Origin of the sequence: Lachnospira eligens (assembly GCF_009680455.1) — a bacterium.
Lineage (GTDB): Bacteria > Bacillota > Clostridia > Lachnospirales > Lachnospiraceae > Lachnospira > Lachnospira eligens_A.
In genome coordinates this window covers 230,532-243,840 of the sequence record NZ_WKRD01000005.1, presented here as the reverse complement: position 1 = coordinate 243,840, position 13,309 = coordinate 230,532, and the positions used below count along the sequence as shown (strand labels likewise).

The 13,309-nt window shown below is 36.7% G+C and carries 16 protein-coding genes; all 16 read left to right on the top strand.

All coding sequences use genetic code 11. The features are described 5' to 3' along the window. The first annotated feature begins 9 nt into the window (after positions 1-9). Genes GKE48_RS08350 through GKE48_RS08275 form a run of 16 tightly spaced genes read left to right on the top strand, consistent with a single transcriptional unit; the run spans position 10 to position 13,271 of the window. Complete coding sequence (locus GKE48_RS08350; RefSeq protein ID WP_154300842.1) at positions 10-2,715, top strand: ABC transporter permease; 2,706 nt, start codon at positions 10-12, stop codon at positions 2,713-2,715. A 51-nt stretch (positions 2,716-2,766) separates the two neighbouring features. Continuing rightward, positions 2,767-3,621 (top strand): stage III sporulation protein AA, encoded by an 855-nt coding sequence (locus GKE48_RS08345; protein ID WP_154300841.1) that lies wholly within the window; start codon positions 2,767-2,769, stop codon positions 3,619-3,621. Continuing rightward, positions 3,606-4,124 carry a stage III sporulation protein AB gene (locus tag GKE48_RS08340; protein ID WP_012739331.1) on the top strand — a complete coding sequence of 173 codons (519 nt, stop codon included), beginning with the start codon at positions 3,606-3,608 and terminating at the stop codon, positions 4,122-4,124. Before GKE48_RS08345 ends, GKE48_RS08340 begins: the two co-directional genes overlap by 16 nt. A gap of 14 nt (positions 4,125-4,138) precedes the next feature. Beyond that, positions 4,139-4,333 carry a stage III sporulation protein AC gene (gene spoIIIAC, locus GKE48_RS08335; protein ID WP_012739330.1) on the top strand — a complete coding sequence of 65 codons (195 nt, stop codon included), beginning with the start codon at positions 4,139-4,141 and terminating at the stop codon, positions 4,331-4,333. A 6-nt stretch (positions 4,334-4,339) separates the two neighbouring features. Next, a complete protein-coding gene (locus GKE48_RS15015; protein ID WP_147345962.1) occupies positions 4,340-4,729 on the top strand; it encodes a SpoIIIAC/SpoIIIAD family protein in 390 nt (129 codons plus the stop codon). 20 nt (positions 4,730-4,749) lie between these two features. Next, positions 4,750-5,847: a stage III sporulation protein AE gene (locus tag GKE48_RS08325; RefSeq protein ID WP_022098653.1), complete on the top strand. Its 1,098-nt coding sequence runs from the start codon at positions 4,750-4,752 to the stop codon at positions 5,845-5,847. Positions 5,848-5,862: 15 nt separating this feature from the next. Then, the gene (locus GKE48_RS08320) at positions 5,863-6,372 is read left to right on the top strand and encodes a stage III sporulation protein AF (protein WP_055215012.1); all 510 of its coding nucleotides are present in this window, start codon (positions 5,863-5,865) and stop codon (positions 6,370-6,372) included. Next, positions 6,365-6,772, top strand: a complete 408-nt coding sequence (locus GKE48_RS08315; RefSeq protein ID WP_022098651.1) for a hypothetical protein — start codon at positions 6,365-6,367, stop codon at positions 6,770-6,772. Before GKE48_RS08320 ends, GKE48_RS08315 begins: the two co-directional genes overlap by 8 nt. Before the next feature lie 17 nt (positions 6,773-6,789). Then, on the top strand, positions 6,790-7,377 hold the full coding sequence (locus tag GKE48_RS08310) for a SpoIIIAH-like family protein (RefSeq protein WP_022098650.1): 588 nt from the start codon (positions 6,790-6,792) through the stop codon (positions 7,375-7,377). A 57-nt stretch (positions 7,378-7,434) separates the two neighbouring features. Next, the gene (locus GKE48_RS08305; RefSeq protein ID WP_041688098.1) at positions 7,435-7,821 is read left to right on the top strand and encodes an Asp23/Gls24 family envelope stress response protein; all 387 of its coding nucleotides are present in this window, start codon (positions 7,435-7,437) and stop codon (positions 7,819-7,821) included. Positions 7,822-7,837: 16 nt separating this feature from the next. Beyond that, positions 7,838-8,260 carry a transcription antitermination factor NusB gene (gene nusB, locus GKE48_RS08300; protein WP_022098648.1) on the top strand — a complete coding sequence of 141 codons (423 nt, stop codon included), beginning with the start codon at positions 7,838-7,840 and terminating at the stop codon, positions 8,258-8,260. A gap of 30 nt (positions 8,261-8,290) precedes the next feature. Next, positions 8,291-9,502 carry an exodeoxyribonuclease VII large subunit gene (gene xseA / locus GKE48_RS08295; RefSeq protein ID WP_154300840.1) on the top strand — a complete coding sequence of 404 codons (1,212 nt, stop codon included), beginning with the start codon at positions 8,291-8,293 and terminating at the stop codon, positions 9,500-9,502. Then, a complete protein-coding gene (gene xseB, locus GKE48_RS08290; protein ID WP_022098646.1) occupies positions 9,487-9,687 on the top strand; it encodes an exodeoxyribonuclease VII small subunit in 201 nt (66 codons plus the stop codon). The genes xseA and xseB overlap by 16 nt, the downstream gene beginning before the upstream one ends. Then, the gene (locus tag GKE48_RS08285; protein WP_154300839.1) at positions 9,680-10,573 is read left to right on the top strand and encodes a polyprenyl synthetase family protein; all 894 of its coding nucleotides are present in this window, start codon (positions 9,680-9,682) and stop codon (positions 10,571-10,573) included. The genes xseB and GKE48_RS08285 overlap by 8 nt, the downstream gene beginning before the upstream one ends. Positions 10,574-10,585: 12 nt before the next feature. Further along, positions 10,586-12,475: a 1-deoxy-D-xylulose-5-phosphate synthase gene (gene dxs, locus GKE48_RS08280; RefSeq protein ID WP_055285647.1), complete on the top strand. Its 1,890-nt coding sequence runs from the start codon at positions 10,586-10,588 to the stop codon at positions 12,473-12,475. Beyond that, positions 12,468-13,271 carry a TlyA family RNA methyltransferase gene (locus tag GKE48_RS08275; RefSeq protein ID WP_022098643.1) on the top strand — a complete coding sequence of 268 codons (804 nt, stop codon included), beginning with the start codon at positions 12,468-12,470 and terminating at the stop codon, positions 13,269-13,271. Before dxs ends, GKE48_RS08275 begins: the two co-directional genes overlap by 8 nt. The last annotated feature ends 38 nt before the right edge of the window (positions 13,272-13,309 follow it).

The window sequence follows — 13,309 nt, the reverse complement described above, 5'->3', positions numbered from 1 at the left end:
TTGTACAATATGGGAAAATCAGTGTGGAAAGATCTCTTTCGTGAGATTAAGAGAACATTTGGAAGATTTATAGCTATATTTGCAATTGTTGCTATTGGAGTAGCATTTTTTGCAGGAGTAACAGCATCTTCTAATGATATGAAGAATTCAACGGATAACTATTATGATGATTATAATATGAGTGATTTAAGACTTTTATCATCAATAGGTTTTAATGAAGATGATATTAAAGCTATAAGAGCAGTTGATGGTGTTAAGGGAGTGTATCCTGCATATTCACAGGATGCAGTTATCAGGAAAGACAGCATAGAGACCGCTGTACATATAATGTCAGTACCTGATAATACAGACAGGAATAATGAGAATTACATTAACCAGTTACGAATCAAGGAAGGACGGCTTCCTGAAAATAGCGGTGAATGTGTTGTAAGATATGAAGATACCAAGGATAATTTTTCTATAGGAGATACAATCAAGCTTTCATCCGGAACACAGGATGATATTAATGACAGTCTTAAAGATTCAGAGTATACGGTTGTAGGAACAGTATATACACCATATTATGTTTCTTATGACCTTGGAACTACTAATGTTGGAAGCGGCAGGATTAATTATCTTATGTATATTACGGAAGATGAATTCATGTCCGATTATTTCAATGAAGTATTTGCGACAGTTGATGGAGCAAAGGAATTGGATACATATGGAACTGAATATAAAGATCTCGTTAAAGAAACGGCTGACAGAATAGATAATATTTCACAGAGCAGAATTAATGTAAGAAAAGATGACATACAGGATGTATATGAAGATTCAGTAAATGAGGCAAAAGAGGCTGCCAAAGCGGCTATATACGACCATGTTGTAGAATCACTTACAGAACAGTACAGTAATTATTTTGTAGGAATGGATGTTTCAGCTATTATTGAGCCATATATCCAGCCGGCATATGAGAAAGCACTTGCTGATTATGATTTTAGCAGCATTGAGACGCAGGCTAAGGAAGATTTTGAATCTAAATATGGTGACAGCGATGACTGGAAATGGTATGAGCTTACAAGACAGGAACAGTATTCTTTTAAAGATTATGAATCCAGTGCAGACAGGATGAAAGCCATTGCCACGGTATTTCCAATATTCTTTATAGTTGTATCTGCCCTTGTCTGTCTTACAACAATGACAAGAATGGTAGCAGAAGAAAGGGGACTTATAGGAACATATAAAGCACTAGGATACAGCAAAAAGGTGATTGCATTCAAATATATAGCATATGCATTAATTGCTTCGGTTACTGGAGGAATAGCAGGCTGTATCATAGGTCTTAAACTGTTTCCGCTTGTAATATATAATTCTTGGAATATAATATACCAGCTTCCGCCAATAGTGTACGACAGCCACATATTTCTTTCAATTATAGCCATTACAACCATGGTTTTAGTAACAGTTATAGCAGCTCTTTTTTCATGCTACAGTGAGTTAGAAGAGGTTCCATCAGAGCTTATGCGTCCGAAAGCACCTAAGAGCGGTAAGAAAATCCTTCTTGAGCATATTACATTTATATGGAAACACATGTCATTCACAATGAAGGTTACTATGCGTAATCTGTTCCTGTATAAGAAGAGATTTCTTATGACTGTTGTAGGGATTGCAGGCTGTACGGCACTTATGACAGCAGGCTTTGGTATTAAGAACAGTATAGAATGTCTTATTCATAACCAGTACGGTGAACTTATACATTATGACAGTGTTGCCACATTTACAGATGGGATTACACAGGAGGATATGGATACACTTGAAAGTGACATGTCAGCGGACGTACACATTGATGATTTTCTATTAAACTGTGGTTATTCTGATGATGTTAAGAGCAGTGAAGATACACAGACAGCAGAATATGTCATAGTTGATGATAAGAATGCATTTAAAGATTATGTGACATTAAGAACTAGAAGAAAACATAATGATGTGGCTCTTGGGGATTCAGGCGTTGTTATCACTGAAAAGTTATCAAAAGATTTAGGGGTAAAGAAAGGTGATAAGATTACAGTAACATCATCCACTGGAAAGCAGACAGAGGCTGTTGTATCAGGTATTACAGAAATGTATGTTAATCATTATGTATATATAAGTACAGAATATTATAATGAACTTTTTGGAAATGTTCCTGATAACAACAGGGTACTTATAAAGATTAACGGAGATGTAAGCGAAACTGAAAGTTATATGGGAGATGAATACCTTACAAGAGATTATATTAAGGGTGTGAGTTTCCTTAATGCTAATGTCACACGATTTGAAAATATGATACAGTCACTTGACCTGGTAACATGGGTACTTATAATATCAGCGGGGCTGCTTGCATTCGTTGTGTTATATAATCTTACAAATGTTAATATATCGGAGAGAAGAAGAGAAATTGCAACTATTAAGGTACTTGGTTTCTTTGACCCGGAGGTAGGTATGTATGTGTACCGTGAGAATATATTCCTTACACTAATCGGTGGTGTGTTTGGACTATTATTAGGAAGACTTCTTCATATATACATAATGCTTACTGTAGAGATGGATGCAATAATGTTTGGATATGCTATTAAACCGACAACATATATATATTCATATCTTATCACATTGATTTTCTCAGTTGTAGTTAATCTGGCCATGTATGGAAAGTTAAAGAAGCTTCCTATGGTCGAATCTTTAAAGTCAGTAGAATAAAACGGACAGCCCTTTCATATATTGTGAAAAACAATAGTGAAGGGGCTTTTTTTGTATGACGAATCACTCTATAAAATTCTTCCGGATGAATTAATTAAAGACATTGGAATATATGCAGGATTTCAGCATGTCAGGGAAATCCGTCTGCGTACAGGAAGACTGCCTGCTGCCATATGTGATAATGGAGAACATATGGGAACCAGTCTTGTAGATGAACATACGATAACAAGGATACTGTCAATAGCAACTAATTATTCATCTTATGCATATGAATCCTGTATGGCAAATGGATTTCTGACAATCAAAGGCGGACACAGAATAGGACTTGGCGGACAGGTTATATGGGAGAATGGTAAGGTAAAGAATTTCTTACATGTGACATTCATGTGTATAAGAATTGCTAAACAGATGGAGGGCTGCGCTGATAATATAATGGATGAGCTTTTAAAAGACGGGTTAAAGCATACTATTATAATATCACCGCCTGGCTTTGGAAAAACAACACTGCTTAGAGACATTATAAGACAGTTATCTGATATATATAGAAAAAATGTGGTTTTAATTGACGAACGATGTGAAATAGCGGCATGTGTAAACGGAGTTCCATGTAATGATATTGGCTGCAGGACAGATGTTTTAGATGGTTGTAATAAACTTACGGGAGTATATATGGCTGTTCGCTCGCTTAGTCCTCAGGTTGTAGCAATGGATGAGATTGGTGGGGAAGATGATATTAAAGCTGTAAAATACTGCATTAAAAGTGGCTGCGCTGTAATAGGAACTGCACATGGAAGCGGTATATATGATACAGATGAAAGACTTGCAGGTCTTTTCGGAAAAAATGGATTTAAGAGAGCTGTAATATTGGAAAAATGTGGGGAGGCAGGAAAATGTCTGGATATATAGGCGGGATATTAATACTTTCAGGCTGTTTTATGTATGGTCTTTCATACAGCCAGAGATTAAAGAACAGGATAATAATATTAAAAGACATGGTAAGAATGCTTTCCGTTATGAATAATCATATTGGATATTCACTTATAGATATGACGCAGATATTTGAACGCCTTGGAGATTTTGACATGTGTTCATATGTCAGGAATTTCACCGGATACATATATGAAGCATTGAATAAATCGGACATTGACACATTTGCATTGATATGGAATGAGGCTGCTGATAAAGCATTTGCAGGAATACTTGGCAAAAGACAGCTGGAGATTATAAAAGAGGCAGGCTCTATAAGCACATTTATTGACAAGGACAGTCAGTTAAAACACATACAATCTGTTGTGTGTGAACTTAATGAGGAACTTGATGTGGTTAAGACTAATGCAGCAGGAAAGATGAAGGCTTATATCGTTACAGGAATATCAGCAGGACTTATACTTGTGATTGTACTTATATGAATCGGAGGTGAAGTATGGAGGTAAGCATAATATTCAAAATTGCAGCGGTAGGCATAGTTGTTTCAATACTTAACCAGATATTAAAGCATAATGGAAGAGATGACCAGGCAGCGCTTACTGCACTGGCAGGGCTTCTTATTGTCATATACTGGATATTACCTTATATACTTGAATTGTTTACTACCATGAAAAAGCTTTTTGAATTGTGATAGGGGGTGGTACATATTAATGTGTTGTCGCTTTCGGTGTGTGCAGTTACAGGTGTGATTCTTGCTCTGGTTTTGAAAAGTACAGGCTCTTCAATGGGGACTTTTGTGTCAGTTGTTCTGTGTGTAGGAACAGCAATGCTTGTATTTAATGGGCTTATATCCGTGTACACAAGAATCAATATGTTTACTGCCGGTATTAATCAGGAATATATAAAGCTGATAGTCAAAGTTATAGGTATATCGTATGTAACAGAAATATCATCAAATATATGTAAAGAAAATGGATTTGCAGCACTTGCGTCAGCTATGGAAATATACGCCAGGATTTCTGTTGCGGGTTTATGCATACCGGTTATAGTAACTCTTTTTGAAATGGTTTCAGAGGGGATTGTCTGACTAAGAAAATAATTGCCTTTATGATAGCGTTTCTGGCGGCGCTCATCATACAGAAAACATATATATATGCACAGGATGAGGATACAGTTAATTATGATTCACTGATAGATGAAGCTGATTACAGTGGCATAGACAGTACGCTTGATGATTATGGCTGGAAGGGGACATCTTTTAAAGAACTTGTCAGGTCGGTTGCCAGTTCGGATACGGATATAGGCTTTAACTTTACCGAAACAGTTACCGAGGCAATTATTTCTAACAGAACAGTTCTGATACAGATATTACTTTTATCTATATGCGCAATGTTTCTTACTGTGCTTGATAAAAATGCATCTGATTCAGCGATGCTTTTTATATCATTCATTCTTATGACGCTGATAGTTGCGGTGTTTATTAATGCAGCAAGGACAGGCTATGAATGTGTTCAGATGTCGGTTGATATATATAAGGCACTCTGCCCGGTGTTTTTTCCGGCAGTTGCATATTCGTGTGGGGCATCAAGTGCTGCAGCATATTATGAGATAATTCTTTTTCTTATGTACATAGTTAATGTCCTTGTGAAAAATGTTCTTATGAGATGCAATTATGTATATATGATATTAGGCATGTTTGATACATTCAGTGAAAAAGATAAGTTTAACAAAATGTGCCAGCTTATAACAAAGATTATAAAATTGTCAGTAAAAGGAATGCTTATGTTTTTTCTGGGACTTAACGGAATAAAAAGTCTGATACTTCCATTAAGCGATTCACTTAAAATGTCCGTTTTATTCAAAGCTGTTTCTATGATTCCTGGCATTGGAAACAGTGCACAGACTGTATCTAAGACAATTGCAGGGTCTGCTGTGCTTGTCAAGAATTCTATTGGTGTGGCTGCGGTTATTGTTATGGCTGTAATAATAGGAATTCCTCTTCTTAAGCTTGTTGTCATGGCATTGTTATATCAGATTCTTGGAGCAGTATTAGAACCTGTGGCAGACAGCCGTATAGTCAAAGCTGTTCTTGTTCTGTCAGGAAGTCTTGAAAATATGATATATATGATTGCTGTCACAGTTGTTCTTATGTGCCTAACAATGGCAATTATATGCTTTGCAACTAATATTAATCTATATGTTTAAATGTGGTAATGTGCAATGACAGGTATTATTAACTGGTTTAAAACAATATTTATTCTTGAAATTACAGGAGAGATTGCATTAAAGCTTGTGCCACCAAAGTATAAGGAATTCATAGCATTTGTAATGAAACTGATACTTGTAATGGCGATAATAATTCCGCTGCTTAATATTAAGAATGCAGATATAAGTGAGATTACGGATGGTATAAGTAATGGATTTAAAACATATTCTAAGGAGAACGATAATGTCTCACAGGCTTTATATAATACTTCAGACAAGAAAATGGCTGAAAAAATTATAAGTGAAGATATCAATAGCACTGCAGCTTCTTACGGTCTGGAAACTGTTTCTGTAAAATGCAGCTTCACATCAGACATGACGGCGGTCAGTATGATAAATGTATATGTTAAAGAAAACAATATTGCAGGCAATGATAATATTGACAGATTAAGAACAGATATAGCTGGCAGATATGAAATATCTGTAGAACAGATAGATATCAGGGAGGCAGGCGAAAGTGGATAATGGTGGTAAAAATGAAGCATTTTTTACAGGATTACTGAATAAAACAAGGAAAGACAAAATATTTATAGTAATACTGGCAGGGATACTTATGATGGTGATTGCAATGCCAACTAAAAGTTCATCTGCAAAAAGTTATACAACAGGTCCGGTTATATCCACAGGGTCAGAAGATTATGAGAAAAATCTTGGCGAAGAACTACAGCAGATGCTTGAAAATACAGATGGAGTAGGCAAAGTAAAGGTCTTGGTAAAAACAAATGATACAAAAGAGGTTACAGGTGTATTAGTAGTGTGTGAGGGAGGTGATGATAAAAATCTGGTTGCTTATATCACAGATGCGATAAATGGCCTTTTAGGTGTTCCTGTACATAAAATTAAAGTGATGAAAATGTCGGAATAATTTTTTTGGAGGCAGTTTTGAAAAGAGTAAAAAAGAATCATATTATAATTACGGCACTTGCTATAATGATAGCTGCTGCCGGGTATATTAATTATGCGGGTGACCTTGATAATATAATTAAAGTTAAAGATAAAGAAAAGGCAGCTGCGGTTGTAGCTGACAATGTGTCAACAGATAGTAATGAGGCTGAGGCTGCTGACACAGATTTTACAGATGAGCCGGGAACTGTTATACTTACATCAGCAGGAGTTAAGTCAGAGGCTGTTGCAGCTGCTAAGTTAAACAGGGAACAGGTCAGAGCTTCAAGCATAGAGAATCTGAAAAGCATAGCTGATGATGCAGGTATTGCTGAGGATGCTAAGAAAGCAGCAGTTGAACAGCTTGCAAAGCTTGAGAACAATGCTGATAAAGAAACGGCAATAGAACTTTTGTTATCAGCTAAAGGCTTTGATTCATCGGTAGTTACAGTATCTGATACCAATGTGGATGCTGTTATTAATGTATCAGAGCTTTCAGATACAGATAAAGCACAGATTGAAGATATAATTAAAAGAAAAACTGGCTTTGCTGCGGATAAGATAACAATAAATATTTGCAATAATTAGTGTTTATGTTATAATCTTTTTAACTTTGAGTTAAATATGAATATATGGAGGACGGTTATGACAAAAGAGTTTGAAGATAGAGGTACAACTTATTCTATACATGAGAATGTTAATATTGGCGAAGTTAAGGTGGCTGATGAAGTTGTAGCTATTATTGCTGGTCTTGCTGCTACAGAGGTTGAAGGTGTTGACAGCCTTGGCGGTAATATCACTAATGAAATCGTAAGCAAGCTTGGAATGAAGAATCTTTCTAAGGGTGTTAAGGTAACAGTTGAAGAGTCAAGTGTCCTTGTAGATATAACACTTAATCTTAAGTATGGAACACAGATACCAGCTGTTTCAGCTAAGGTTCAGGATAAGGTTAAGTCTGCAATAGAGACAATGACAGGACTTTCAGTTACAGAGGTCAACATTAAGGTTGCCAGTGTTAATGTAGAAAATTAAATTCAGGAGTTAAAAGATGACAAGATCTACAATGAGGGAGCATATTTTTAAGTTATTATTCAGAGCTCCTTTTATCGATAACAAAGATGAGTATGAAGAGCAGATTAATCTGTATTTTGCAGATGCAGATATGGTAGATGCTTCACATCTTAAGGAAGAAGAATATAATTATATCAAGGATAAGACATTAGCAATAGCAGAGCTTATACCTGAGCTTGATGAGAAAATCGATTCTGTATCTGAGGGATGGCCAACAAGCCGTCTAGGAAAGACAGAGCTTTCTATTATGAGACTTGCTGTGTATGAGATGCTTTATGATGAGGATATTCCTACTAATGTAGCACTCAATGAAGCTGTTGAGCTTGCCAAGAAGTATGGCTCGGCTGACAGCACAGCAGCTTTTGTTAATGGTGTATTAGGCAAGTTAATTAAAGAGTAATGCATTTTTTTGCATGTAAAGTGAGGATATATGGCTGGAGTATATACTGTAAAGCAGGTGAATTCCTATATTAAGAATATGTTTAAGCAGGATTTTCTGCTTAACTCGGTTTCTGTTAAGGGGGAGATATCTAATTGCAAGTATCATACCTCCGGTCATATTTATTTTACTTTAAAGGACGCTGATGCGGCACTTTCTGTCATTATGTTTGCAAGTCAGGCAGCAAAGCTTGCATTTAAGTTAAAGGATGGAATGTCAGTTGTTGTATCAGGAAGAGTTGATGTGTTTGATGCAGCGGGTAAATACCAGTTATATGCTAATACTGTGCAGCAGGAAGGTATTGGAGAACTGTACCAGAAGTTTGAACAGCTAAAACAATATTATGAAGATATGGGATATTTTGCTAAAGAATATAAAAGACCACTTCCTGCATTTACGAAAAAATTAGGTGTTGTTACATCTAAGACAGGTGCAGCAGTTCAGGATATTATGAACATTTCCAAAAGGCGTAACCCTTATATCCAGATTGTACTTTATCCTGCATATGTTCAGGGAGAACATGCAAAACAGTCAATTGTAAGCGGAATTACCAGACTTGATAAGATGGGGCTTGATTGTATTATAGTAGGACGAGGCGGCGGTTCAATAGAAGATTTATGGGCTTTTAATGAACCTGAGGTTGTAGAGACTGTGTTTAACGCTTCAACACCAGTAATATCAGCAGTAGGACATGAGACAGATTTTACACTCACTGATTTTGTAGCTGATATGAGAGCACCTACACCTTCTGCTGCGGCAGAGCTTGCTGTTACAGAGGTAGCGGCTGTTGAAAACAAGATATATGAATATGAAAGACGGTTAAAGCAGCAGATGATGTATTCGTTGTCTGCAAAAAGAGACTATCTGGAAAGATTAAAGCTACAGATGGAATATCTTAACCCTGTCAATCAGATATATGATAAAAGACAGCGGCTTATGAATATAGAAGATAAGCTGAACATGTTAATAAAAAGATGTGCGGCTGAAAATAGAAACAGACTTCGTCTGTATGCTTCGAAACTTGAGGGGTTAAGTCCTTTGAAAAAGCTTGATATGGGCTATGGCTATATTGAGAATTCTGAAGGTAACAGAATTGTATCAGCAGGTCAGGTGTCGTCAGATGACGAGATTACAGTTTATCTTAAAGATGGAAGCATCAGATCTAAGGTTATTGAGGTAGGGGAAGCATGGCAAAAACATTAGAACAGTCATTTGAAAGACTTGAAGAAATAATTGCACAGATGGAAAAATCAGACACAACACTTGATGCATCATTTAAAATGTATCAGGAGGGGATGAAGCTTGTCGAAAGCTGTAATAACCAGCTTGACAAGGTTGAGAAACAAATCATAGTTTTGAATGATGATGGAGAACAGGACGATGAGTGATTTTAAGAATGAATTGGAACAGGAAGTAGAATTTATTAATGATTTAATATCAAGATATCTTCCTGATGAGACAGGACTTGATAAAAAAATAAGAGAAGCTATGAATTACAGCGTCAATGCAGGTGGCAAAAGAGTAAGACCAATGCTTATGCTTGAGGTGTATAAGCTGTGTGGAGGTGATGACTGTCAGGTTGTCTATCCATTTATGGCTGCTTTGGAATGTATTCATTCATATTCTCTTGTACATGATGATCTTCCGGCAATGGATAACGATGATTACAGAAGAGGAAGACTTACAACACATAAAGTATTTGGTGAAGATTTCGGAATACTTGCAGGAGACGGACTTCTTAATCTGGCATATGAGATTATGGCTGAAGCACTTATATCAGGTGAAGGAGATATGACGGCGAAAGCTAAAGCAATGGAAGTTATTGCAAGAAAAGCCGGAATAAAAGGAATGGTCGGTGGACAGGCTGTTGATGTTGAACTTACTGGAAAGGCATTATCTGATGAACAGCTTGATTTTATATTCAGATTAAAGACGGGAGCATTGATTGAAGCTGCATTTCTTGCAGGAGCATACCTTGCAGGCTGTGATGAGAAATCGGTTGACAGGTTATGCAGGGCAGCATCACTTATAGGATTTGCATTCCAGATAAGGGATGATATACTTGATGTGACAAGTTCGCTTCAGGAACTTGGTAAACCTGTATTTTCTGATGAAAAGAATAATAAAACAACATATGTTACTTTATACGGAATGGAAAAAGCTGAGGCAGATGTACAATCTATGTCTGATGAAGCTTTAGATATAATTAAGAGCGTGGGAAAGAATGAATTTTTAGAGGAAATTGTTCTTAACCTTATACACAGAAACAAATAAAGCAGGTGTGTTATGATTCTTGAAAAGATAAATAAACCAAATGATATAAAACAATTATCTCCAATTGAATATAATCAGCTTGCAGATGAAATCCGGAGATTTCTTATAGAAAAGATTAGTAAGACAGGTGGACATCTTGCATCTAATCTTGGCGTTGTAGAGCTTACGATGGCACTCCATCTGGCTTTTAATCTTCCACAGGATAAGCTGATATGGGATGTAGGACATCAGTCTTATACGCATAAGATTCTTACCGGAAGAAAGAATCAGTTTGACCAGTTAAGAAAGTTTGGCGGAATGAGTGGTTTCCCTAAAAGAAATGAAAGCCATTTTGATGCATTTGATACAGGACACAGCTCAACATCAATATCCGCGGGATTAGGACTTGTTAAAGCAAGGGATTTAAAGAATGAACATTACAGTGTCGTATCTGTTATAGGTGATGGTGCACTTACAGGTGGAATGGCCTATGAGGCACTTAATAATGCTTCTTCACTTAAGACTAATTTTATTATTGTGTTAAATGATAATACTATGTCAATAGCCAAGAATGTTGGCGGTGTACCACATATGCTTAGTAATATAAGGTCATCAGATTCATATTATGACCTTAAGGAAAATGTGACTAATACTCTGTATAAGCTTCCGGGTGGAGACCATATTGTAGAAAGAATCAAGAAAACCAAGAGTAATCTTAAGCAGATAATACTTCCAGGACAAATGTTTGAATGTATGGGAATATCTTATCTTGGCCCGGTTAATGGACATGATATTGAGAAGCTTATTAAGGTGTTTCATGTTGCTAAACGAATTAACGGTGCAGTTATCATCCATGTTGTAACACATAAAGGACATGGATATAAGCCTGCAGAGCGTAATCCGGCTAAGTTTCATGGAATAGGACCATTTGATATTGTAACAGGAAAAGAATTGAAATCATCTGATAAGCCGACTTATTCTGATGTATTTTCGGAAAAAATATGCCAGCTTGCCAAAAAGGATAAGTCAATTGTTGCAGTTACTGCAGCAATGCCTGATGGAACAGGACTTAATAAATTCTCCAAGTGGTTTCCTGACAGATTTTTTGATGTCGGAATCGCAGAAGAGCATGCTGTTACGTTTTCGGCTGGAATGGCAGCAGGTGGTCTTAAACCTGTATTTGCTGTGTATTCTTCATTTTTACAGAGAGCATATGACCAGATACTTCACGATGTATGTATCCAGCATCTTCATGTGGTATTTGCAATTGACAGGGCAGGGCTTGTTGGAAGTGATGGTGAGACACATCAGGGTATATTCGACCTTTCATTTCTGACTTCAATTCCAAACATGACTGTTATGGCACCTAAGAATGGCAGTGAACTTTCAGCAATGCTTGAATTCGCTCTGCTTAACTTTAATTCTCCGGTTGCAATAAGATATCCAAGAGGTCAGGCGTATGATGGTCTTGAAGAGTATAATGCACCAATCCGGTACGGAAAAGCCGAGATGATTATTGAAGAGTCTGACATTGCACTTGTTGCAGCAGGCAATATGCTTATTACGGCACAGGCAGTCAGAGAAAAGCTTAAAGAAAAGGGTTATAATATAACAATTGTCAATGAGCGTTTTATTAAGCCGGTTGATACCGATATGTTGGACAGATTATCAGAGTCTCACAGACTTATAGTTACTATGGAAGAAAATGTTTTGTCAGGTGGCTTTGGTGAAGCGGTCTGTCAATATTATGATGATACATGTAATGATATAGATGTACTTAATATTGCTCTGCCAGATGATTATGTTGAACATGGCAATGTTGATATTCTGCGACGGGAATCAGGTGTTGACAGAGACAGTATTATTGCGAAGGTGCTTAACAGATGGGCAAATGTATTGAATAAGGATAAGAGAAATGAGTAAAGAAAGATTAGATGTTTTATTAGTTAATAAAGGGCTTGCGACTTCAAGAGAGAAGGCAAAAGCTATTATTATGTCTGGCAATGTATATGTTGACGGGCAGAAGGAAGACAAGGCAGGTCAGTCATTTCCTGACACTGCAGTGATAGAGGTTCGCGGAACAACTCTTAAGTATGTTAGCCGTGGTGGTCTTAAGCTTGAGAAAGCTATGCAGAATTTTGATGTGACGCTTGAAGGCAAGATATGTATGGATGTAGGTTCATCAACGGGTGGATTCACTGATTGCATGCTTCAGAACGGCGCAATTAAAGTTTATGCTGTCGATGTAGGACATGGACAGCTTGACTGGAAGTTACGAAATGATGAGAGAGTTGTATGCATGGAGAAAACTAATATCCGTTATGTAACCCCTGATGATGTTGCGGACAGAATACAGTTTTCAAGTATAGATGTATCATTTATCTCACTTACTAAGGTACTTACTCCAGTAAGAAATCTTCTTACAGATGATGGCCAGATAGTGTGTCTTATCAAGCCACAGTTTGAGGCAGGACGTGAGAAGGTAGGAAAGCATGGCGTTGTAAGAGATAAAGATGTGCATATAGAAGTAATCAATAAGGTTATTGATTATGCAATGTCAATAGGATTTGAAATCCTTAATCTTGAGTTCAGTCCTGTTAAGGGACCTGAGGGGAATATTGAGTATCTGCTGCATTTGCAGAAAATTGCAGAACCACAGATAAAGGAAATTCCATTTATTGTAGAAAATGTAGTTGAAAAAGCTCACGAAGTATTGTAATATATATTTAATTCTTTTCGTATACTAAATGAGGTTCA